General features: G+C 61.4%; 19 protein-coding genes. 2 read left to right on the forward strand and 17 right to left on the reverse strand.

From position 1 onward, the window contains the following. Window positions 1-44: 44 nt before the first annotated feature. From nuoN to A5483_RS09235, 15 genes are all read right to left on the reverse strand, one after another. Window positions 45-1,661: an NADH-quinone oxidoreductase subunit NuoN gene (nuoN, locus tag A5483_RS09165; RefSeq protein WP_003866442.1), complete on the reverse strand. Its 1,617-nt coding sequence runs from the start codon at window positions 1,659-1,661 to the stop codon at window positions 45-47. Then, window positions 1,658-3,151, reverse strand: a complete 1,494-nt coding sequence (locus tag A5483_RS09170) for an NADH-quinone oxidoreductase subunit M (RefSeq protein WP_063811658.1) — start codon at window positions 3,149-3,151, stop codon at window positions 1,658-1,660. Before A5483_RS09170 ends, nuoN begins: the two co-directional genes overlap by 4 nt. 17 nt (window positions 3,152-3,168) lie before the next feature. Next, entirely contained in the window at window positions 3,169-5,055 is a 1,887-nt protein-coding gene (gene nuoL, locus A5483_RS09175; RefSeq protein ID WP_063811659.1) for an NADH-quinone oxidoreductase subunit L, read from the reverse strand. A gap of 10 nt (window positions 5,056-5,065) precedes the next feature. Further along, a complete protein-coding gene (gene nuoK / locus A5483_RS09180; protein ID WP_003866464.1) occupies window positions 5,066-5,365 on the reverse strand; it encodes an NADH-quinone oxidoreductase subunit NuoK in 300 nt (99 codons plus the stop codon). After that, on the reverse strand, window positions 5,362-6,216 hold the full coding sequence (locus A5483_RS09185; protein ID WP_063811660.1) for an NADH-quinone oxidoreductase subunit J: 855 nt from the start codon (window positions 6,214-6,216) through the stop codon (window positions 5,362-5,364). The genes nuoK and A5483_RS09185 overlap by 4 nt, the downstream gene beginning before the upstream one ends. Beyond that, the gene (gene nuoI / locus A5483_RS09190) at window positions 6,213-6,812 is read right to left on the reverse strand and encodes an NADH-quinone oxidoreductase subunit NuoI (protein WP_003866509.1); all 600 of its coding nucleotides are present in this window, start codon (window positions 6,810-6,812) and stop codon (window positions 6,213-6,215) included. The genes A5483_RS09185 and nuoI overlap by 4 nt, the downstream gene beginning before the upstream one ends. Next, window positions 6,812-8,134, reverse strand: a complete 1,323-nt coding sequence (gene nuoH / locus A5483_RS09195; protein WP_063811661.1) for an NADH-quinone oxidoreductase subunit NuoH — start codon at window positions 8,132-8,134, stop codon at window positions 6,812-6,814. The genes nuoI and nuoH overlap by 1 nt, the downstream gene beginning before the upstream one ends. Continuing rightward, window positions 8,131-10,569 carry an NADH-quinone oxidoreductase subunit G gene (locus tag A5483_RS09200; protein ID WP_063811662.1) on the reverse strand — a complete coding sequence of 813 codons (2,439 nt, stop codon included), beginning with the start codon at window positions 10,567-10,569 and terminating at the stop codon, window positions 8,131-8,133. Before A5483_RS09200 ends, nuoH begins: the two co-directional genes overlap by 4 nt. Further along, a complete protein-coding gene (gene nuoF / locus A5483_RS09205; RefSeq protein WP_063811663.1) occupies window positions 10,566-11,900 on the reverse strand; it encodes an NADH-quinone oxidoreductase subunit NuoF in 1,335 nt (444 codons plus the stop codon). The genes A5483_RS09200 and nuoF overlap by 4 nt, the downstream gene beginning before the upstream one ends. Continuing rightward, window positions 11,897-12,679: an NADH-quinone oxidoreductase subunit NuoE gene (gene nuoE / locus A5483_RS09210; protein ID WP_003866504.1), complete on the reverse strand. Its 783-nt coding sequence runs from the start codon at window positions 12,677-12,679 to the stop codon at window positions 11,897-11,899. Before nuoE ends, nuoF begins: the two co-directional genes overlap by 4 nt. Then, window positions 12,676-13,977 carry an NADH-quinone oxidoreductase subunit D gene (locus A5483_RS09215; protein ID WP_063811664.1) on the reverse strand — a complete coding sequence of 434 codons (1,302 nt, stop codon included), beginning with the start codon at window positions 13,975-13,977 and terminating at the stop codon, window positions 12,676-12,678. Before A5483_RS09215 ends, nuoE begins: the two co-directional genes overlap by 4 nt. Beyond that, window positions 13,977-14,801, reverse strand: a complete 825-nt coding sequence (locus A5483_RS09220) for an NADH-quinone oxidoreductase subunit C (protein ID WP_002549888.1) — start codon at window positions 14,799-14,801, stop codon at window positions 13,977-13,979. The genes A5483_RS09215 and A5483_RS09220 overlap by 1 nt, the downstream gene beginning before the upstream one ends. Further along, a complete protein-coding gene (locus tag A5483_RS09225) occupies window positions 14,798-15,355 on the reverse strand; it encodes a NuoB/complex I 20 kDa subunit family protein (protein WP_002514934.1) in 558 nt (185 codons plus the stop codon). The genes A5483_RS09220 and A5483_RS09225 overlap by 4 nt, the downstream gene beginning before the upstream one ends. A 92-nt stretch (window positions 15,356-15,447) precedes the next feature. Beyond that, a complete protein-coding gene (locus A5483_RS09230; protein ID WP_063811665.1) occupies window positions 15,448-15,831 on the reverse strand; it encodes an NADH-quinone oxidoreductase subunit A in 384 nt (127 codons plus the stop codon). A gap of 96 nt (window positions 15,832-15,927) precedes the next feature. Continuing rightward, window positions 15,928-17,205: a geranylgeranyl reductase family protein gene (locus tag A5483_RS09235; RefSeq protein WP_063811689.1), complete on the reverse strand. Its 1,278-nt coding sequence runs from the start codon at window positions 17,203-17,205 to the stop codon at window positions 15,928-15,930. A 225-nt stretch (window positions 17,206-17,430) separates the two neighbouring features. On the opposite strand from A5483_RS09235, the gene roxP reads away from it, so the two are divergent. Together roxP and A5483_RS09245 are read left to right on the forward strand one after the other, a co-directional pair. After that, window positions 17,431-17,916, forward strand: a complete 486-nt coding sequence (roxP, locus tag A5483_RS09240; RefSeq protein WP_063811690.1) for an oxygenase RoxP — start codon at window positions 17,431-17,433, stop codon at window positions 17,914-17,916. Window positions 17,917-18,113: 197 nt separating this feature from the next. Further along, window positions 18,114-19,277 carry an isochorismate synthase gene (locus tag A5483_RS09245; RefSeq protein WP_063811691.1) on the forward strand — a complete coding sequence of 388 codons (1,164 nt, stop codon included), beginning with the start codon at window positions 18,114-18,116 and terminating at the stop codon, window positions 19,275-19,277. Window positions 19,278-19,341: 64 nt separating this feature from the next. Here A5483_RS09245 and A5483_RS09250 read toward each other — a convergent pair whose 3' ends face one another. Then, on the reverse strand, window positions 19,342-21,078 hold the full coding sequence (locus A5483_RS09250; RefSeq protein ID WP_063811666.1) for a DUF6297 family protein: 1,737 nt from the start codon (window positions 21,076-21,078) through the stop codon (window positions 19,342-19,344). Beyond that, a complete protein-coding gene (locus A5483_RS09255; RefSeq protein WP_002519588.1) occupies window positions 21,075-21,728 on the reverse strand; it encodes an ABC transporter ATP-binding protein in 654 nt (217 codons plus the stop codon). The genes A5483_RS09250 and A5483_RS09255 overlap by 4 nt, the downstream gene beginning before the upstream one ends. Between the last annotated feature and the right edge of the window lie 43 nt (window positions 21,729-21,771).

Consider the following 21,771-nt stretch of genomic DNA (forward strand, 5'->3'; position numbering starts at 1 on the left):
GGTCGCAACGCTTCCGGACTGCGACCCCAGCCCCATTGACAAACTCAGCGCAGGAACGTACTCGCCTGGTTGAACAGGTCAATAATCGGCTGCGGAGCAACACCCATGACGATGGTGAACACCGCGCAAACGATGAGGGTGACCCATCCGGCAACGGAGGGCTCGGCGACCTCAACCGGATCGTCACCCTCCTTCGTGGACCGGAAGAACACCACGACGATGATACGCAGATAGAAAGCCGCCGCGACCAGGGAGAACAACACCCCAATCAACACCAACCAGGCGTATCCGCCACGCCATCCGGCCAGGAAGACCACCAGTTTGCCGGTGAAACCTGCCGTCAGCGGAATACCGGCGAAACTCAGCACGAAGATGACAACCAGCACACCGATCCACGGATGGCTACGACCGATACCCGCCCACGAGGCGATCTCGGTGGACTCGCCACCGGCACGACGCACCATGAGGACGAGTAACCAGAAGCCGATCGACGCCAAGCCATAGGCCGTCATGTAGACCAGCACCGAGGACACCGACCCAGTCTGTCCCTCGGCCATACCGGTCTGGGTCGTCCAGGCCCCGACAACACCCACCAGCGCGAACCCGGCGTGGGCGATAGCGGAATAGGCAAGCAGACGCTTCATATCGGTCTGTGCGAGACCAACGATGGCGCCAACACCCATCGAAGCAACAGCCACGACAGCCAGCACGATCTGCCAGTCCCATCTCATCGCGCCCAATCCGACATACAGCACGCGCATCAGACCGACGAGGGCGACGAGTTTCGTCGCAACCGCCATCCAGCCACTGACCGGGCTCGGAGCACCGGTGTAAACGTCAGGGGTCCAGGAAGCGAACGGAACCGCGCCAATCTTGAACAGCAGGCCGACAGTCACCAAGACCATGCCCGCGACAATGAGCTTCGACGAACCAACCTGAGTGACGCCCACTGCGGCCAGGTCGCCGAGCTTGAAGCTGCCGGCGCATCCATACAGCACCACGATGCCATACAGGAACAAGGCCGAGGACAGCGCGCCCAACAAGAAGTACTTCAAGGCGGCTTCCTGAGACAACAGTCGACGACGGCGCGACATCCCACACAGCAGATACAGCGGCAGGGAGAAAATCTCCAAGGCGACGAACATCATGATGAGATCGTCAGCTGCGGCGAAGCACATCATGCCCAACACCGCGAACATCAGCAGTGGATAAACCTCGGTGTGCTCGCGATGTTCCTGCTCGGCTTTAGCCTCCAGGGGAGAGCCAGGCACCGATGAAGCACTAGCCACAAACGCCGTCTGAGTGGTGCCGACTCGTTCGGCGAACAGCACCACGGCCCCGAGGCTGGTCATCAACAGAATGACCCAGGTAGCCAGGGTCGGCCCATCGAGGGCCACAGTCCCCTGCCCGGCGATAATTCTGGTGCCGCGGGAAATGGTGGTCAGCGTCGAGGCGATAGCTACCACCAGAGCGGCGACCGTCACGATGATTTGGGTTGGACGACGACCCGGCCGGGGCACAAAAGCCTCCACCAGTACCGCCACGCAGGCCGCTGCCATGAGGACGAATACCGGCGCCAGTGGCCCCCACTCGAGGTGCGGAGCCGCGACGTCGAGGAGCGCCGGCTCCCCAGACGCGGTAATCAACAGGGCGGGATTCACTTGAGACCCTCCTTGACGACGGGTGCCGGATCGGTGGCGTGGACCTGAGTCATGGTGGCCGTGGCCGCCGGCTCAATAGCGTGCAGCATCGGCCTGGGGAAGAACCCGAACACCAACAGCAAAATGATGAGCGGTGCAAGCACCAATTTCTCCCGAGCGTTCAGGTCACTGACCTGCTCAGCAGCACCCTGCACCGGGCCGGTCATAGTGCGTCGGTACGTCACCAGCACGTAAACCGCAGCCAGCACCATGCCGATGGTCGAAACGGCGACATAGATTGGGTGACGCGACCAGGCACCAGCCAGAGCCATGAACTCGCTGACAAAGTTTCCGGTGCCCGGCAACGACAGGGTCGCCAGCCCGGCGAACAGGAAAGTTCCGGCGAGCACCGGGGCGACTTTCTGGACGCCGCCGTAGCCGTCGACCTTCGCCGTCCCACCCCGGCGCACCAGGAAGCCAAGCACGAGGAACAACGCCGCCGTCGAGAAGCCGTGGTTGAACATGTAGAAAATCGAACCCGTTATCGACGTCGTCGTCAGGGCGAAAATGCCAATGACCATAAAGCCGAAGTGGCTCACTGACGTATACGAGACGAACCTCATCAGGTCACTCGAGGTCGCCGCCATCATCGCACCCCACAGCACCGAGATGATCGCCAAAGTGAGGACGAAGGGGGTAGCCCAGTCAGAGGCAGCGGGGAACAGCCCCAGACACAGCCTCAACATTCCGAAGGTGCCGATCTTGTCGAGCAGACCGACGAGCAGGGAAGATGCCCCCGCGGTGGCTTGTTCGGCGGTGTCAGGCAGCCAGGTGTGCACCGGGACCATCGGGGCCTTGATCGCGAAGGCGATGAAGAATCCGACGAATAGCTCCTTACCAATCGTCCCCGAGAAGTCCACCTTTGCCAGGTCGCTCAGAAGGAAGGACCCGCCGTGCACCCCGACGCCGATAACGGCGAATAGCATGACCAGTCCACCAGCCAAAGAGTACAGCAGGAACTTCATCGCTGCTCGGCCTCGTCGTGGACCGCCCCACCCTGCGATGAGGAAGTACATCGGGATGAGGGTGGCCTCGAACATGAGGTAGAACAGCAAGACGTCAGTGGCAGCGAAACAGTAAGTCGCCAACCCCTCGAGCATGAGGGCCAGACCAAAAAACGCCCCGGTTGACCAACGAGCCGTCTCGCCGTCGCCTACCTGCCACTCGGCGAGTAGCACGACCGGCACAAGGATGACGACTAGCAGGATCATCGCCAGGGAAAGGCCATCACCGCCCAGCGCATACCAGGCTCCGACGGCACGGATCCAGCGATGGGTTTCTGAAAGGTCGGTGCCATTGACGCCGACGATGAAAGCGTAGACACCCAGTACCAGAGTGACCACAGCAAACACCATTCCGGTGGCTCGGGCCGCAGCCCCGCGCAGCATCATGGTGATAACGCCGCCGACGATCGGCAGTAGAGCAATCACGGTGAGGATCGGGAAAGACATGTCAGCTCCTCCTGCGCTCAGGCCATCCGGCCCAGGACGACGACGAGTCCGACGACCACCACGCCGACGACCATCATGAGGCCGTAACTGCGCACGTAACCGTTCTGGACTTTGCGGATGATCTGGGAACAAGCCGTGGTAACGGAGCCGGCACCGTCAACCAGACCGTCGACGACCGAGCGGTCGAAGCCGGCGACACCACCGGCCAGCCAACGCCCCGGCTTCACCACGATGACATCGTTGACGTCGTCGCCGTAGAGGTCGTGACGACCAGCGACCAGCAGCGGATCGCGGGTCTCGGGCTCCTCGCTCGGCACATCGTGACGGTTGAGCAACCAGCCGGCCACGATGCCAACTATCACCACAACGAGGGTGATTATGCCGATAACACCCATATGCCACATGCCGACATGCTCGACCTCAGCACCAGTGGCCGGGGCCAGCCAGTCGCCGATCCAGTGGTTCATGAAGGCGCCTGCGAAGATCGACAAGATAGCCAACACGATGAGCGGGATAGTCATGACCGCCGGGGATTCGTGCGGATGGACGTCCTCACGCCACCGCTTGGATCCCAGGAAGGTCAGCATCATTAGGCGGGTCATGTAGTAAGCGGTGATTCCGGCACCGATGAGGGCCAGCACCCCGAAGACCGCGCCCTTGTCGAAGGCAGCCTCGATGATGTGGTCCTTGGAGAAGTAGCCGGAGGTACCAGGGATGCCAATAATGGCAAGGTAGCCGCAGGCGAAGGTCCAGAAAGTTATGGGCATCGCCTTGGACAGCGCACCAAAGTGGTACATGTCCGTATCGTCGCCGGTACCGTGCATCACCGAACCAGCCCCGAGGAACATGTTCGCCTTAAAGAAACCGTGGGTAAGCAGGTGGAAAATCGCCAGCGCCGCACCAGCCGGCCCCAGGCCTGCAGCCAGCATCATGTAGCCGATCTGGCTCATCGTTGACCCGGCAAGGACCTTCTTAATGTCCTTCTTTGCCGAACCGATCCAGGCACCAAACAGCAGGGTGACGGTACCGATGATCGCCACTGCCAATGAGGCTGCACCCGTCTGAGCGTAAATCTCGTGAGACCGTATAACCAGGTACACCCCGGCGGTTACCATCGTCGCCGCGTGGATAAGGGCCGAAACCGGGGTCGGGCCCTCCATGGCGTCAAGCAGCCAGGCTTGCAATGGAACCTGGGCGGACTTACCACAGGCAGCTAGCAGCAGCATGAAACCGAGCAACGTGGCCCAGGTTGACGTCAGCCCCGACGCCTTAGCCGAGACATCGGCGAAGCGCACACTGCCGAACTGGGAAAGCATCGTGAAGATCGCCATCGTCAAACCGAGGTCACCGATGCGGTTCATGATGAAAGCCTTGTTACCGGCGCGGGCAGCAGCGGGACGACCAAACCAGAACCCGATGAGCAGGTAGGAGGCCAGACCGACGCCCTCCCAACCGACGAACAGGATGAGGTAGTTGTCGGCCAACACCAACGTCAGCATCGCGGCGATGAAGAGGTTGAGGTAGGCGAAGAACCGACGACGATCGGTGTCGTGGGCCATGTACCCGATCGCGTAGATGTGGATCAGCGATCCCACGAACGTGATGAGCAACACGAACAGGATTGACAGCTGGTCAATGAGCAACCCCACTCGCAGATCCCAGGCCCCAACATCGATAAATCGGTAGACCCCCACTTCGACGCCACGAGACGCGCCATCACGTCCGAGCAGGTCGATGAACAGGACCAATCCGATGACAAAAGAGACGATCGGGGCGACGGTGGCCAACAAATGTCCCCACGCGTCGCTGCGGCGCCCCAGCACCAGTAGCAGCGCGGCAACCACCAGTGGCACCGCAATCATGAGCCAAGCCACGTTGAACAGGCCGGTTTCTAGGACAGTCACGGTACCTCCCTCAGAACTTCAGCAGGTTGGTGTCGTCCACCGAAGTGGTGCGACGGGAACGGAAAATGGTGACGATGATCGCTAGGCCGACAACCACCTCAGCAGCTGCCACAATCATCACGAAGAAAGCCCCGACCTGTCCGTCGAGGGAGCCGTGCACGTGGGAAAAAGTCACCAAGGCCAAGTTCGCGGCGTTGAGCATCAACTCCACCGACATAAAGGCCACCAAGGCATTACGCCTCGTGAGGAAGCCCAGAATGCCGATAGCGAACAAGATCGCCGACAGCACCAGGTAGTCGTTCGGGTTCATTCGAGTTCTCCTTGGACCTCGTGGCGGGCGACACTGATTGACGCAAACGCCCGGTGCGTCGGAGCCTTCAACTCACCGGCGTCGATGATGGCACCGCGGGTCGCCAAGGTTCCCGAAATCGAGTCTTGAGCCACCGTGCCGTCAGGGAGCAAGGCCGGAGCACCAATCTGGTTCGTGCGGGCGTAGACACCGGAATTGGGACGAACACCGGGGTGGGAGCCGTACTTAGCGTAAGACGTCATGCGGTCTGTGACCCGCTCACGCTGGGTCTTCTTCTTGTCGGCCTCGCCATGGGCCAACACCATCGTGCCGACGGCAGCCGTGATGAGCAAGGCTGACGTGGCCTCAAAGACGATGACGTACTTGGTGAATACCAGCTCGGCAAGCGACTTGACGTTATCCCCGCCAGCCGCATTGGCCTGCCCCAGGCCCACCGGATGGTCAGCGCCAATCACACCAGTCGTCACCGCATTGCCGACGGCCAGGATCAGCAGCACCACAAAGGCCAAGGCAGCGATAATAGCCGCCACCTTGTGGCCCTTGAGGGTCTCTTTGAGGGAGTCGGTGGAGTCGACGCCGACAAGCATGACGACGAAGAGGAAGAGCATAAGGATGGCGCCGGTGTAGACGATGATCTGCACCACAAAAAGGAAAGGCGCTTCCTGGCTGGCGTATTGCACGGCCAAACAGATCATGACCACGGCCAGCGACAACGCCGAGTGGACTGGCTTCTTAGCAAAAACCATCACCAGGGCCGCAAGCACCATGATGGGCGCCAACAGCCAGAAAGACCACTGGGATGGCGTCACCATAGGTACAAGACCGGCGAGCAGGTGAAGTCCCGGAGTCATCGGGCAGCCTCCTCGTCCTTGCGTTGAGTGTCCTTGTCATCGTCCCGGTATGCGGTAGCACCACTGTTGGCCGGACCGGTACGCACGTCGTCCTGCCCGGAGGGAGGAAGACCGTTGAAGTAGTCGTCTTCGTCGTCACCGAGTCGGCGCGGGTGTGGCGGCTGCTCCATACCTTCCTTGAGAGGAGCCAGCAACTCGTCCTTGGTCCAGATGTGCTTGGCGCGCGAGGTGTCGGCCATCTTGAAGTCGTTAGTCATCGTCAGAGCACGAGTTGGGCACGCCTCGATGCACATTCCGCACAGAATGCAGCGCAGATAGTTAATCTCGTAGACGCGACCGTAGCGCTCACCGGGCGAGTAACGCTCCTCGTCAGTGTTATCTGCCCCCTCGACGTAGATGGCATCGGCAGGGCACGCCCAGGCACACAGCTCACAACCCACGCATTTTTCCAACCCGTCAGGCCAGCGGTTGAGCTGGTGACGACCGTGCATGCGCGGCGGCATCGGCTTTTCCTTGCCCTTCTCCGGGTATCCCTGGGTGAAGGGCTTGCGGAACATCGTCTCGAAGGTAATCCCGAATCCTGACCAGGCTCCCATCACAGACCTCCGTTCTCGTCGTGGTCTCGTCGAGCCACCGTGGTGGCTGCTGCGGCCCCAGCCAGCGGGGCCTGCACCTGATGTGGCAATGGCGGTACCGGATAGCCACCGGCGAAAGCGTCGAAGGGTTGATTCGGAACCTCCTTGGCCGTGGAATCGGCCTTGCCACCCATAAATGCCCACACGATGAGGGCGACCATGATGACGCCGACGACCACCAGGAAGATCGGGTTCCGGCCCCACCCTTGATTGATGACAGTGCGCCAGGCAGCGACCAGCAGGACCCACCCCAGCGACACCGGGATAAGGACCTTCCAGCCCAGATCCATGAAGTGGTCGTAGCGGAACCTCGGGATCGCGGCGCGCACCCACACGAAGAAGAAGATGACGAGCTGGGTCTTGAGGAAGAACCACAACAGGCCCCACCAGCCTGAATCAATGACCCCGAAGTAATTCAGCGGCCATGGAGCGCGGTAGCCACCCAGGAACAGGGTGGTACAGACCGCCGACAGGGTCGCCATATTGATGTACTCCGCCAGGAAATACATGCCATAGGGAAAGCCCGAATACTCGGTGATGTAACCACTGACGAGCTCCGACTCGCACTCTGGGAGGTCGAAAGGCAGACGGTTGGACTCACCGAACATCGTAATGACGTAGATGATGAAGCTCGGGATCAGCAGCAACCAATAATGCCCGGCGATATGGGTATCAAATCCGCCAACAACCAGATGATTTGCCTGGGACTCGACGATCTGCGATGTCGACATTGAGCCGGAGAAGATGAACACTGTCACCAAGGACAGGCCCATCGCGACCTCGTAGGAGATCATCTGGGCGCTGGAGCGAAGCGAGCCGAGTAGGGAGTACGTGCCCGCCGAAGACCAACCGGCCAACACCACGCCGTAAATGCCGATGGACGCCACCGCGAGGATAAACAGCACCGCAACCGGCACATCAGTAATCTGAAGCCTGGTGGTGTGGCCGAAGACCGACACTTCACCACCGAGCGGGATGACGGACCAGGACGCGAAGCAGGCGATGCCCGCAATGACCGGCGCCAGGTTGAAGACGATCTTATCGGCACCCTTCGGGGTGAGCATCTCCTTGAAGATGAGCTTCAAACCGTCACCGACAGCCTGAAACACACCACCAGCCCACGCCGAGTTCATGATCGGGCCGATGCGGTTCTGCATCTTGGCCAACACACGGCGCTCGAACCACACGTTAAAAATGGTCCAGGCCAGCAGGATCACGAAGAGGATGACGACCTTGATGATGATGAGCCACACCGGGTCAATGGTGGCCTCGAGGGGACTCATGCCACACCTGCCTCTCGGGAAGTTTCGGATTCAACGGCGCTCAATGAAACGACAGTTCCGGGAGCGTCGGGGACGGTGGTTCGACTCTGCGGAGCAGTCGAATCGCCACGCAGCGACGGGATCCACACTGCCTCAGCCGCCATCGTCGCGTCGATCTTGACCGGAAGTCGCAGATTGATAGGGCCGCAGACATCAATGAGCTGCCCAGTGGTCACGCCAAGTTGCTCGGCTGTCAACGGGTCGATGACGGCGACCGGAGCGGGGGCGGTGGCAACCAGGGCATCGGCACCGGTCAGGCTTGCCGAACCCTCCAGAAGCTGACGCCAGGTTTCCAGCACTCGGCCAACCGAACCAGCCTCAACCATGGGGGTCTGTGGTACGAGCGGGGAGGTCGACGCCATCTTCGGGTGACCACCCTGCCACTGCCCAAGGTCTGTCCAGGCTTTATGGGCCTGAGCGACCGTTGCGAGGCCGGAGACCGACCCCATCTGGGAGCTCAGGGCGTCGATGACGCGGATCTCGTTCATGGGCGTCGCGGGCTGCTTATTGACCACCCTGACTCGGCCAGGGCGATGCTCCCAGTCAAGGAAGGTACCGGAGGTTTCCTCCAGCAGGCAGACCGGCAAGACAACGTCAGCCCGGGCCGAAACCTCGGAAAAGCGCTGCTCGACCGAAACGACGAACCCGCAATTCTCGACAGCCTCGCGGGCTCCGGTCGGGTCGGGCATATCGGCCAGCTCTACGCCAGAAACAACCAGCGCGTCGAGTTTTCCGGCCTGGGCGGCAGCCAGCATTCCGCCGGTGTCAAGGCCAGGCTGGGTTGGCAAGTTACTGGCTCCCCACGCGGCCGCGACATCTACGCGAGCCTTGGAATCGTCGACGAGACGCCCACCTGGCAGCAGCTGAGGCAGCAGACCAGCCTCGATGGCACCAATCTCGCCAGCTCGACGCGGCACCCAGGCCACCCGAACCGTCGGGTCAAGGTCGTTGATGGCCGACAGGGTACCGGGCCGGGTAGCGGCCCTCTCCCCCACCAACACGATGGTTCCCTCCCCAATGGTCCCGTCGGCGACCAACTGGGCGAGAGCCTCGGGCTCCTGACCGGGCAGGCAGCGAGCCAGCTCGGCTCCCATCTTCGCCGAGCCATTGGACAGGTGAGTTCCGACTGCAGTGATCGCCACCTTGTGCCGACGCCACGCCTTACGCAGGCGCAGGAAGATCATCGGGCACTCGTCCTCAGGCTCCAAGGCCACCAGGACCACCCGCGAAGCCTTCTCAAGGTCGGCGTAGGTGACCGACTCCTCAAGACTGCGCCCGGCGACTCTGGCACCCAGATAGGCGGCCTCCTCAGCCGAGTGTGGCCGGGAACGGAAGTCGACGTTGTTGGTGCCGAGCACGACTCGAGCAAACCGGGACCAGGACAGGCACGTCTCCACCGGGAGGCGTCCACCGGTGAGGACGCCGACGCTAGTACCAGCTTTCGTTAATCCAGCGGCGGCGGTCTGTAGGGCCTCGGCCCATGACGCCGGCTCCAACACGCCGTTGTGACGCACTAGCGGAGTCGTGACCCGGTCGTCAGCACGGCCGTAGCGGAAGGCGAAGCGCCCCTTATCGCAGTTCCACTCCTCGTTGACCTCCGACAGGTTGCCGGCGTTGCGACGCTTGACTTCGTAGTGACGGTGATCGGTGCGCAGCTGGCAGCCGGCTGCGCAGTGCTCACAGGTCGTCACCGTCGAGACCAGATCGAAGGGACGGGAACGGAAGCGGTACTCGGCGCTGGTAAGAGCTCCCACCGGGCAGATCTGGATGACGTTGCCAGAGAAGTAGGAGTTGAAGTCGTCACCCTGGTAAGCACCAATCTGGGAGACGGCGCCGCGCTCCTGCAGGTTGATGAAGGGGTCTCCGGCGATCTGATCAGCGAATCGAGTGCAGCGCTGACACAGCACACAACGCTCACGGTCCAACAGCACCTGGGCCGAGATGTTGATCGGCTTGGGATACGTGCGCTTGACCCCGCCGTAGCGGGACTCACCACGCCCGTTAGCCATCGCCTGGTTCTGCAGCGGGCACTCGCCACCCTTGTCGCAGATCGGGCAATCCAGCGGGTGGTTAATGAGGAGGAACTCCAGCATGCCCTCTTGGGATTTGCGAGCCATCTCGGAGCTGACCTGAGTCTTGACGATCATCCCCTCGGCGACCGGCATGGTGCAAGACGGTTGCGGCTTGGGGAAGCCACGGCCGTTACCGGCATCGGGGATCTCGACAAGGCACTCTCGACAGGCACCAGCTGGATCGAGCAGCGGATGATCACAAAACCTTGGGATAGCAGTGCCGATAGATTCGGCCGCACGAATGATGAGGGTTCCCTTGGGGACACTCACCTGTTGACCGTCGATAGTGCACGTCACGAGTTCGACGGGCTTGTTTTCGCTCATGCTCCGGCCCCCTCCAGGACTCGGCGATCGGCGTCAGTGAAGACCGAACTGCGCTCATAGGGCAAGTACTGCCAGGCGGGTATTCCTCGACAGCCAGCTTCAAATTCGTCGCGGAAGTAGCCAATGGCCCCGCGCAGACAGCCCACGGCACCGTCAGCCAGAGCGCAGAATGAACGGCCACCGATATTGTCGGCAATGTCCATCAGCTTGTCGACATCACCTTCGGCACCCTCGCCGGCCTCGATGCGACGCAGCATCTGGACCACCCACCAGGTGCCCTCACGGCACGGGGTGCACTTGCCACACGACTCGTGCTTGTAGAACTCTAGCCACCGCAAGGTGACTCGAACCACCGAAGTAGTCTCATCGAAACATTGCAGAGCCTTCGTGCCGAGCATCGTTTTGGCCCCGGCCATCCCCTCATAGTCGAGTGGGAGGTCAATGTCATCCTTGGTCAGGATCGGTGTCGAGGAGCCACCGGGAGTAAAGAACTTCAGTTCGTGTCCCTGTCGCATGCCACCGGAGATGTCGAGCAGCTGACGCAGCGTAATACCCATGGGGGCCTCATACTGCCCAGGACGGGCCACATGCCCGGACAAGGAGTAGATGGTAAAGCCATCGGACTTCTCGGTGCCCATGTATTTGAACCATTCCTTGCCGTTACGCAGGATCGACGGCACCGTCGAGATGGATTCGACGTTGTTAATAACCGTCGGGCTGGCGTACAGACCCGCAACAGCCGGGAAGGGCGGGCGCAGCCGAGGCTGACCACGACGTCCCTCCAAGGAATCCAGCAGAGCCGTTTCCTCGCCACAGATGTAGGCGCCTGCGCCGGCATGGACGACGACGTCGAGATCGTAACCGGAACCGAGGATGTTCTTGCCGATGTAACCGGCCGAGTAGGCCTCCCGCACAGCCTGCTGCACGCGTCGGACAACGTGCAGCACCTCACCGCGAATATAGATGAAAGCCACTTTGGCCTTGATGGCGTAGGAGGCGATGATGACACCCTCGACGAGGGTGTGCGGGGAGGCCATCATGAGCGGCATGTCCTTGCATGTACCAGGCTCGGACTCATCACCGTTGACAACAAGGTAGGTCGGGTTGGGGTTGTCCTTGGGCACGAACGACCACTTCATGCCGGTCGGGAATCCAGCGCCACCACGGCCGCGCAGATTAGCGTCCTTGACCAGCGAGACGACCTCATCAGGCTGCATCGTCAAAGCTTTACGAAGGCCGGTGTATCCGCCCTGTCGCTCGTAGTTGAGCAGCTTCCAGCTACGCTCGTCGTCCCAATTCGCCGACAGAACCGGGGTCAGTGGATCGGTCACTTCTTCTCCTCCACGGGCTCAGCGGGAGCGGGCAGGCTATTTGGGTCTGGAGCCTTCCAGCCGTTTTGTTTAGCTAGTCGAACACCCTGCACAGATGCCTCACCGGCGCTGGGACCCTCGTCGGCCCGACCGTCGGGGAAGCCGGCGAGCACTCGCTCGGCCTCACGCCAACTGGTGATCTTCGCACCACGGGTGGAGTGAACCTCTTCGTCGCGGGCCAAAGCGTCCAGGATTTCTTCGGCGCGGATCGGGGTCATGTTATCCATGTACTCCCAGTTGACCATCATGATCGGCGCGAAATCGCAGGCGGCGTTGCACTCCACTCTCTCGAGGGAGAACTTGCCGTCGGGGGTCGTCTCCCCCTCCTTGATGCCAAGTTTCTTCTCGACACGGGCAAGCACCTCCTCGCCACCCATGACGGCACACAGCGCCGTGGTACACACCCCGATGTGATGCTGACCCGCGGGGTGCTTCTTGTACATGGTGTAGAAGGTCGCTACCCCAGAGACCTGGGCGGTAGTGATGCCGAGCACCTCGGCTGCGGTCTCAATGCCGACCGGCGAGATGCGTCCATCCACTGACTGGACCAGATGGAGGATCGGCAACAGGGCCGAACGGGAGTCAGGGTAACGCGAGGCGATCTGACGCATCTCCTCGACGGTGTGCTCGTCAATATTGGTGGAACGGTCAGTCTGGTCGACTCCACCGGTCCCTGAGAAGTCCGAATGGAAAGACTCGACGTAGGGGTATCCCAGGTTGACGGGTTCTCGATCGCTCATCGGTCAACTCCTCCCATGACGGGATCCAGGGATGCCAGAGACGGCACCACGTCGGAAAGCATTCCGCCCTCACACATGGCGGGCAGGGACTGCACGTTGATGAATCCAGGGTCGCGCAAGTGGGAACGGTAGGGCCGAACGCCGCCGTCAGAGACGAGATGACAGCCGAGCTCGCCACCAGCTCCCTCGATGGCCTGGTACACCTGGCCAGCAGGTACCCGGAATCCCTCGGTGACGATCTTGAAGTGATGGATGAGAGCCTCCATAGACTCGCCCATGATGTGGCGAATGTGCTCATTGGAGTTGCCCTGACCGTCGGGGCCTAAAGCCAGTTCAGCCGGCCACGCGATGTGCGGGTCTTCGACCATGTGACGCTCACCCTGGGTGTCCTCAAGGCGCTTGAGACATTGCTTGAGGATGCGCACCGACTGGTCCATCTCTTCCAGACGGATGCGGAAGCGCCCGTAACAGTCGCAGGTATCCCAGGTGGCGACGTCGAAGTCGTACGTCTCGTAACCGCAATAGGGCTGGGTCTTGCGAAGGTCCCACGGTAGGCCGGTAGCGCGCAGAGCAGGGCCGGTAACTCCCAGGGCCATACAGGTAGATAGGTCGGCGTAACCGATGCCCTTGGTGCGGGTCTTAAAGATCGGGTTCTCATTGCAGAACTGGCCGATCTCGGGGAGGTACTTCTCCATCCGCTTGATGAGGTCGCGCAACTGGTCGAGTCCGGTCTCGGGCAGGTCGGTAGCGACGCCACCGGGACGGATCCACGCGTTATTCATGCGCAAACCCGTGACGGCCTGGTTGAATTCCAGGATGATCTCGCGTTCCCTCAGGCCAACCTCGGCCACCGAGGACGCACCAAGCTCCAGACCACCCGTACCCACCGCGATGAGGTGGGAGGAAATGCGGTTCAACTCGGTAATCATGACCCGAAGTACGCGAGCGCGCTCGGGGACGTCGTCGGTAACACCGAGCAACTTTTCGACGGCCAGGCAATACACGAGCTCGTTAAAGAAGTTCGCAACGTAATTGCACCGGGTCATGAAGGTGACACCCTGAGTCCAGGTGCGGAACTCCATGTTCTTTTCGATACCGGTATGGAGGAATCCAACCCCGACTCGCAGGTCTGACACCGACTCGCCGTCAAGCTCGATGATGAGCCTCATGACGCCGTGGGTAGACGGGTGGGAAGGCCCGAAGTTCACGACGACGGTTTCGTCGCCTCGCTCAGCAGCCTCATCAACAATCTGGGCCCAGTCGCCGCCCTGGGACAAGTACTCGTGGTTCTCGCTCATCAGTTGTAGCTCCTGCGCTGGTCCGGCGGTGGCACGACGGCACCCTTATATTCGATCGGAATACCACCGAGGGGGTAGTCCTTGCGCTGCGGATGGCCGACCCAATCGTCGGGCATGAGGATGCGAGTAAGAGCCGGGTGGCCGTCGAAAATGACCCCGAACATGTCCCAGGCCTCGCGCTCCTGAAAGTCCACATGCGGGTAGACCGAAACAATGCTGGGTACGTGGGGAAGGGAGTCGACATCGCTGTGCCCGGTCCGGGCGACGTCTTCTTGGCCCGGATCAGCCAGAGCAACCTCGAGGCGAATGCGCCGGTTATGTGTCATCGACAGCAGGTCGTACACGACGTGCATCTCGCGCCCGGCCATGTGGGGATAGTGTACGCAGGTCAAGCATGAACAGCTCTCAAAGCGCAGGGCGTCATCGTCTCGAAGAGCCCTGACGAGTTCGAGGAGCTTTTCCGGGCGGACGAAGAAAGTGATCTCCCCACGATCGACCACGGTCAGACCGTCAGAAAAGTCAGGGACGAGCTCGGCCATACGATCAGCAACCTCGTCAAACCAGCCCCCATAGGGGCGCTCGAAGTTGCCAGAGATGTCGACGGTACGAACGATGCCGCCATAGCCAGACGTGTCGCCGGGGCCGGAGGTCGCCGCCCACATGCCCTCTCGAGTATCGATGCGACGATCGGTCCACTCATGGCTCTTAGCGGGAGTGTGGACCTGGTCGGGATCGTTGGGATCAAGGAAGTTGCGGCCGTCGGGGATGCGATCCCCGGAGTCCGAGCCGCCTGCGGCACCGCGCGGGGTCGGCTTGTCACTCATCGCATGAGCCCCTTCTGCTCGAGAGTGGTCTTGGCGTCGAGGGCCTGCTTCTCCTTGGCCGCCTCGACCTCGGACATGTGACCCATGAGCGGCCAATGCTGGATCTGCTCGCGGATCTTGAAAACAGCGTCAATGAGCATGTCCGGGCTAGGCGGACAGCCTGGCAGGTAGACATCCACCGGGACGATGTGGTCACAACCTTGGACGACCGCGTAGTTATTGAAGATGCCGCCAGAGGATGCGCAAGCCCCCATAGAGATAACCCATTTAGGTTCGGGCATTTGGTCGTAAAGCTGACGGACCACCGGAGCCATCTTCTGGCTCACCCGGCCCGAGACGATCATGAGATCGGCCTGACGGGGGGAGGCACGGAACACCTCGTGGCCCCAGCGCGCGGCATCGGCACGCGGACCACCGTAGGAAATCATCTCGATGGCGCAGCAGGCCAGACCCATCGTCAGCGGCCAGAAGGAAGTCTTGCGAAGCCATCCGACGATGGCCTCCATCGAGGTCATCACGATGCCAGCTGGGACGTCGGCGTCGTACTCAGCCATCTCGCGCGTCCTTTCTTTCTAAGACGTTGAATGACGTGGCTCTCCAGCCACTCAACATATTGCTGAGCGCGACCCCAGGCCGCGCGGGAAGATCAGGTCCAATCCAGGCCGCCGCGGCGACGGATGTAGAGGTAAGGGATGAAAACCATTGCCACGAACAGCACCATCTCCACCAGCGCAAAGACGCCGAGGTGATTAAAGTCGACCGCCCACGGGTAGAGGAACATGATGTCGATGTCGAACACGATGTAGAGCATCGCCACGACGAAGAACTTGACTGGGAACTTTCCGCCACCTGCAGGCTGTGGTGTCGGTTCAATGCCACACTCGTAGATCTCGTACTTGGCGCGGTTGGGTTGCTTTACCGCAAGAAGGACATTGACTGCGATCGTCGCCAGCACGAAGACCGCACCGAGGATGACCATCCCCACGAGGGGAGCGTATCCGTTCATCTCACCACCTTTGGTCAGCACCATTCGTTCAGACCTTACGACTCTCGCTTAGTTCTCTGGTACTTTGGGTTACCTAACTTTTAGCTTTGCGGCATGAGAGTGCTGCCGCAGGCCACGAGTTCACACCGACGGGGTGATCCTCGTCAGCGTGTTGATAATACGGTCATCGAGGTCTCCAGCCTTGGAGTCAGTGAGGTTTGCCAACAATTTGTTCACAAACTTCATGAGTCGACGGCGCGGAAGCCCATACGTCGTGCAGATCTTCATGACGCGCGGATCACCGATGAGCCGCACGAAAACCGTCCCCAACCGGTAGTACCCACCAAAGTGGCGTTGCAGAGCACGCGAGTACCCCTGAAGTGCCTTCTCGGCGGCCGGCGTCCCGTGGCGGCGGTAATGAGCCTCAGCGATAGCATCAGCCGCTAGCTCACCGGCCTCCATGGCGTAGTCGATGCCCTCGCCATTGAACGGGTTGACCATGCCACCAGCATCACCCACAAGTAACAAGCCGTCGCGATAGTGGGGTTGCCGATTGAATGCCATCGGCAAGGCGGCACCGCGGATCGGCCCCTCCCGATGTTCCTCGTCAAAAGTCCACTCGGCGGGCAGATGAGACAGCCAACGCGTCATCAGGGAGCGATAATCGGTGTGGCCAAAAGCGGCCGAGGAATTGAGCATTCCCAAACCGATATTGACCGTTCCATCCCCCTCCGGGAAAGCCCAGCCGTAACCCGGCAGAAGGTCAGATTTTTGTGGGGCACCGTCCCACAGTTCTAGCCAGCTGTCTAAATAACGCGATTCGGACAGCGCAGAGCGGTAGTACGCGCGTACCGCCACACCCATCGGACGATCGTCGCGTTTGTGCAAGCCCATCGCTAAGCCCAGACGCGAAGAGTTGCCATCAGCTGCGACGACAACGGGGGCGCAATACTCGGTGCCATCGGAGGTCCGGACGCCGCGAATACGGCCATTAGAGTCGAGGATCGGCTCAGTGACATTGGCACCCTCAACAAGGGTGACCCCCTGCGACTCGGCGTGACGAGCCAGACGCTCGTCGAGCACCGTGCGCCGGCACACCATGCCGAAATTGGGGTAGTGGGCCAGCACCGGCCAGGGAAGGACGAAGGGGGCGACATGCCCGCCGTGAATTCGCAGGCCCTCAGTGTGCTTCCAACCAGCCCCTTCGGAGACGTCGATACCTAGCCGGATGAGCTGCTTGACGGCGCGCGGAGTCAGGCCATCACCGCAGACTTTGTCACGGGGGAAGGTCGCTTTCTCCAGCAGGGCAACATGGAGTCCCCTGCGAGCAAGGTGCGCGGCGGTCGCCGAGCCACCAGGCCCAGCACCGACGACGACAACGTCGGACTCCATCTGGCTTGTCACGTAGCCCCTCCTTATTGACAACGACGCCGGTATACCGACGATCTGCACGGGCGAGTCTAGGGGCTGTCGGCTATGAGCGTGTTGGCACGCCGGGTTCACAAGCCCCGAAAGCAGGCCAACACCTACCGAGGACGCTGTTGCCTGCGACCCCTCGATGACACTATGCAGTGCTAAGCTTTAAGTGAAAGTCATCAATGATTTTCAACAATTCTCATACCTATGACATATTGGGGGATCACCATGTTTGTCCAGATCGCTGCCAGTCTGGCAGCCGCATCTACCCTTGCACTCGGCGCGCCGGGAGCTCCCACACCCATTGATGAGAGCCACCTTCCAGTCGGCCCCCAGGTGTCGGTGACAGATTCCGCCCAGCACACCGGGCCATTCACTGCAACCACTCCTCTCACCATCAAGGTCAAGCCGAACGCACCGTGCGTGCGAGCCGACGGTTACCAGGCATCCCTGGTGGCCCGCGTCCTCGACGGCAAAGGCCGTCAGGTGTGGACCGGAACGTTCGACGAGTCGCAGCTCATCGGCGGCAAAGGTTTCGGCACTGCGACGTTCCACGTCGACTCTGCGGCAGCGGCGTTCAACTATCACGGCGATAAGCGCACCACCTACCGGGCTGTCAGCTACTGTGCCTACCCGCACTACGTTAACGGTGCCCGGGAGCGCCTCTCCCAGGTGAGCGCTAAGACATTCGCGGTGAATCCTGCCGCCAACTGAGTCAACGCGCGTGGGCAGCGCCGCCGGACCACCTCCGAATGGCCCCGGTCTGTCGTCCCGCTGGCGCCATAGCGATGAGACGGCGCTGCCCATGTGGGCATCTCGGTTATCCTGCCACCGTGATCCTTGACCCAGGTTCAGCCCGCATACGCGCCCGCACCGTCTCGATCCCGGACCCAGGCCCGCTCGAAAGCTACCTGACGCCCAGCGACTCGGTGTGCTTTTTGCACCGCAACTACGGCATGGTTGGACTGGGCGAGATCACACGATTTGAGACTGATTCCCCAGCAGCCGCTGACGTCTGGTGGGAAGCGCTATGCGACGATCTCGAGCACGAGACTGAGATACCTGGCGCTGAAGCCACCGGGCCAGTCGCCTTCGGATCCTTCACTTTTGACCCAGACCGGTCTTCATCACAGTCCGTGATGATCCTTCCCAAAACGATCATTGGACGCTGGCCTGGTTACTCCTGGCTCACCCAACTTTCCTGGGACAGCATCGCCGACGATCCTCCTCATCAGCAAAGTGCGCCCGAGTCCCCCGGGACGATGACGGTGCGTGACGGCGTCATCAGCGAGCGAAGTTGGTACCAGGTGGCCCGACTCGTCCAAGACATCATGCGTCCAGGAGAGCTCGACCAGCTCGTCCTCATGCGTGACGTCGAAGCCAAGGCCGCCTCCCCTATCGACCCGCGATGGATCGTCGAGACCCTGCGTCACCAATTCCCCAACGCATATACCTACCTCGTCGAGGGATCTGTCGGCACCACCTCGAAGCTGACCGTCGGGGTGAGCAAGTCCTTAATCACTTCCCGGGTACTAACCCACTCCCCCGCTACCGACACCAACCACCAAACCCTGTTATCGGCGCTTCAGGGCAAGGGGCCGCTGGCCACCCACCACGACGAAATCGTCAAGCAGACCTGCCAACGTCTCGAGCAATTCTGCGACACGGTCCATGTTCCTGACTGTCCGGGATGCGTCTACAGCGACGCTTCAAACTACCTTGTCACCGACGTCACTGGTATCCACTCCCCCGCCCAGGGGTCCTGTCTCGCCCTCGTGCAGGCTCTGTGCCCGCCAGCTTTTGTCACCGGGCTGCCACCGCATTGCGCCAGGTCCGTGCTGGCCGAGGTTGAGCACGTCGACCGGGGCCGCGTCTCCGGCCCTACCGGCTGGGTCGATTCTTTGGGCAATGGCCAGTGGGTTACTGACTGCCGTGGCGGTCAGATCGACGCCACCGACCCCTCACTGGTCCATGTGTTCTCTGGCCACCCTGTCGGCCACGACGACGACACGGACGTCTTATCGGCCGAGGCGGAGCATCGCATCGATGCGCTGCGAGACCTCTTCTTGGCGTGAGTTGAGGCCTTGTCGTACAAAACGGCGAGACACGCCATCAGGCGACGCCGAGCCCGCCCACCAATCACCGCCGTTTGCGCTCGATGACCTTCTTCTCGGCATTGCCGCCCCGAGCTTCCTGACGAGCCTCGGCCAGTTGACGCTGCGACTCCTCACGCATTTCAGCCAAGTCCTGCTGATTCATACCGCCCATCCGCAGGAATCCGAATACCACCACGGCGATGAACACCGACACCCATGGCGACCACCCCAACACTAACGGGATGGTGATAAGAGCAACCATGTCGAGCCCGCGGATGAGGTTGAACATCAATCCGGGGGGCATTGAGCCGGCCTGAGTTGCCACCATCGGCGAGGAGTAATCGGCCGGTTTTGCACTGACCCACCGAATCGCACCAGCAAGACCGCCAGCAGCCGCCACCAAGCCATACATGATGGCCTGCTCCCACGGCCTTGATATCGCCGAGCCGACGCCGTGGAAGGCTGGGATGACGGCAATCGCCCACAACGCTGCTGCCACCGCAGGCACCACGGAGGCGGCCGAAATCACCTGGCTGGTCGTGAAAGGCAAACAGCGCACCAGCCCCTTGCTACGGGTGAGTACTCGCAAGCTGGTAAAGAAGGGAACCAAAGCCGCGATGAGCACCAAGGCCGACACCGGGACTGTCAGGGCACCGAATCCCAAGGCAGAGACGGCGTAGGGCACCACAGCCGTCACGATGAGGGTGAGCAGCGGCTTCGGGGACCGCATGACACGCTGCACATCGCGCCACACCAAAGCCCTCAAGCCCTCGCCCCGTCCGCGAGTGGGGCGCACCTGGCCGCGTTCGATGGCTTCTCGTTCCTGAAGAATGTCGCGTATGAGGGCGAAGTCGAGGGCGAAGGCGGCACCCTGCATACCGGAAGCCAGTGAACCCCCGGCCATGAGTCGGGCGCGTCGGATCTGGTTCAGGCGCAGTCGTGCTAGCAGAAAAGTGACGACAAGCAGTACCGCTCCAGCTCCGGCAACCACCCAAGCAGAAGTGAGGTTAGTGTCACTCGACATCGGCACTGCGTACCACCCTGACGCCGTCGATATGACTCCCAGCAGTACTACCAGACCAGCCAATCCGGCCAGCGTTTCGACCGCCTTCACCGACCACGTACGTTCGGCCCCCTGTTCAGCACTCGCAAAAGAGACAACTCCGGCAGCACCCAGGGCGCTCGCCAGGGTCCAGGCGACGACGGCCTTCCCAGCGCCCCCAGTAAGGGCAGCCACCAAGGCCCCCAGGACGGCACCACCGATCACCGAAACGAGCACCGCAGCTCGTAGCCGTTTGGCGAGAAACTTGGCCCGGTCAATCGGAGCGTCCATGAGCCAGAATCCCTCAGCTGCCGAGGCAAGTACCGGCCCAAACACCCGGGCCGCGGCCAGGGCAAAGGCCAACACTCCTGACAATGCCGCCCACGGCAGCAGACCGCGCGCCGTCCGGCATCCCGTCGAGGTGCAGCCCGAGGCCTGCCCTTGGGCCTGCACGATGAGGCTGATGACCATGGCAAGGACGACAACCAACGAAAAGACGAGCACGTAAGCGTCGCCAATGGCCTGCCAGATATTGCGGGTAGTACGGCCTTTACGCCAGTCGCCCATCAGTAGGGAGAGCTGACGTTCGTCAGCCTGACCGCCGAAGAACTCGTCGGGGCGGTGAGCGATGACCAGCTCAGGGTCGGGGACGACCGCCGCCTCCGTCCTGGCATTCTGCGATTCGGACGGGGACGCCTTAGAGCGAGACTTGGAGTGCTTACTGTTGCGCCGACTCATCCGCGCGGGCCTCCCAACTCGACAGTTCGGGCTCCCAGGGTCTCGACAAGGGCTGGCTCGTGGCTGGCCATCACAATTGCCAGGCCGTGATTCATCTCTTCGCGCAGCCTCTTACCAAGCCATGCGACACCTTCGACGTCAAGGCGGGCCTCGGGCTCATCCAAGACGAGGAGTTTGCGGGGGCGCACGAGGGCCGTTGCCAAGCCCAGTCGGCGCCGCTGACCGGAGGAGAGAGTGCCGGGAAGCTGACCGGACTGTGGGACGAGCTGGACTTCCTCGAGCACCTCGTCAACGAGAGCGTCCGCGTCGACCAGCCCGTGAGCGCGGGCAAGTAAATCGAGGTGTTCTACCACCGACAGATCGGGGAAGAAGTCAAGGTCGTCAATGACCGTAGCAACGTTGCGACGAAACTCCGGATTCGTCTCGGAAACCTTTTTACCAAGCACCTCGATCGTTCCAGAGCTTGGGCGGTCGGCTCCCACCAGCATTCTCAACACCGTTGACTTACCGGCTCCGTTGCGGCCAGTAAGAGCGACGGCTTCCCCCTCATGAACGGTGAGGGAGAGGTGATCAATAATGATTCGGTCACCATAAGACTTCGAGATGTCCTTAGCGATGAGGACAGTAGAGCGGGATGCCATGCTGGCCATTCTCCCGCACTTGCAAGACCCACCTCAACCGGCATTGACTCAT

It is taken from the genome of Cutibacterium namnetense, from assembly GCF_001642025.1.
Classification (GTDB): domain Bacteria; phylum Actinomycetota; class Actinomycetes; order Propionibacteriales; family Propionibacteriaceae; genus Cutibacterium; species Cutibacterium namnetense.

Excerpts from the sequence above, each read along its gene's own strand:
- nuoH (WP_063811661.1), bottom strand. The coding sequence starts at position 8,134 with ATGAGTCCCCTCGAGGCCACCATTGACCCGGTGTGGCTCATCATCATC.
- nuoE (WP_003866504.1), bottom strand. The coding sequence starts at position 12,679 with ATGAGCGATCGAGAACCCGTCAACCTGGGATACCCCTACGTCGAGTCT.
- roxP (WP_063811690.1), top strand. The coding sequence starts at position 17,431 with ATGTTTGTCCAGATCGCTGCCAGTCTGGCAGCCGCATCTACCCTTGCA.
- A5483_RS09170 (WP_063811658.1), bottom strand. The coding sequence starts at position 3,151 with ATGTCTTTCCCGATCCTCACCGTGATTGCTCTACTGCCGATCGTCGGC.
- A5483_RS09255 (WP_002519588.1), bottom strand. The coding sequence starts at position 21,728 with ATGGCCAGCATGGCATCCCGCTCTACTGTCCTCATCGCTAAGGACATC.
- A5483_RS09220 (WP_002549888.1), bottom strand. The coding sequence starts at position 14,801 with ATGAGTGACAAGCCGACCCCGCGCGGTGCCGCAGGCGGCTCGGACTCC.
- nuoK (WP_003866464.1), bottom strand. The coding sequence starts at position 5,365 with ATGAACCCGAACGACTACCTGGTGCTGTCGGCGATCTTGTTCGCTATC.
- A5483_RS09200 (WP_063811662.1), bottom strand. The coding sequence starts at position 10,569 with ATGAGCGAAAACAAGCCCGTCGAACTCGTGACGTGCACTATCGACGGT.
- nuoI (WP_003866509.1), bottom strand. The coding sequence starts at position 6,812 with ATGGGAGCCTGGTCAGGATTCGGGATTACCTTCGAGACGATGTTCCGC.
- A5483_RS09250 (WP_063811666.1), bottom strand. The coding sequence starts at position 21,078 with ATGAGTCGGCGCAACAGTAAGCACTCCAAGTCTCGCTCTAAGGCGTCC.
- A5483_RS09215 (WP_063811664.1), bottom strand. The coding sequence starts at position 13,977 with ATGAGCGAGAACCACGAGTACTTGTCCCAGGGCGGCGACTGGGCCCAG.
- A5483_RS09185 (WP_063811660.1), bottom strand. The coding sequence starts at position 6,216 with ATGACTCCGGGACTTCACCTGCTCGCCGGTCTTGTACCTATGGTGACG.
- A5483_RS09225 (WP_002514934.1), bottom strand. The coding sequence starts at position 15,355 with ATGGCTGAGTACGACGCCGACGTCCCAGCTGGCATCGTGATGACCTCG.
- A5483_RS09230 (WP_063811665.1), bottom strand. The coding sequence starts at position 15,831 with ATGGTGCTGACCAAAGGTGGTGAGATGAACGGATACGCTCCCCTCGTG.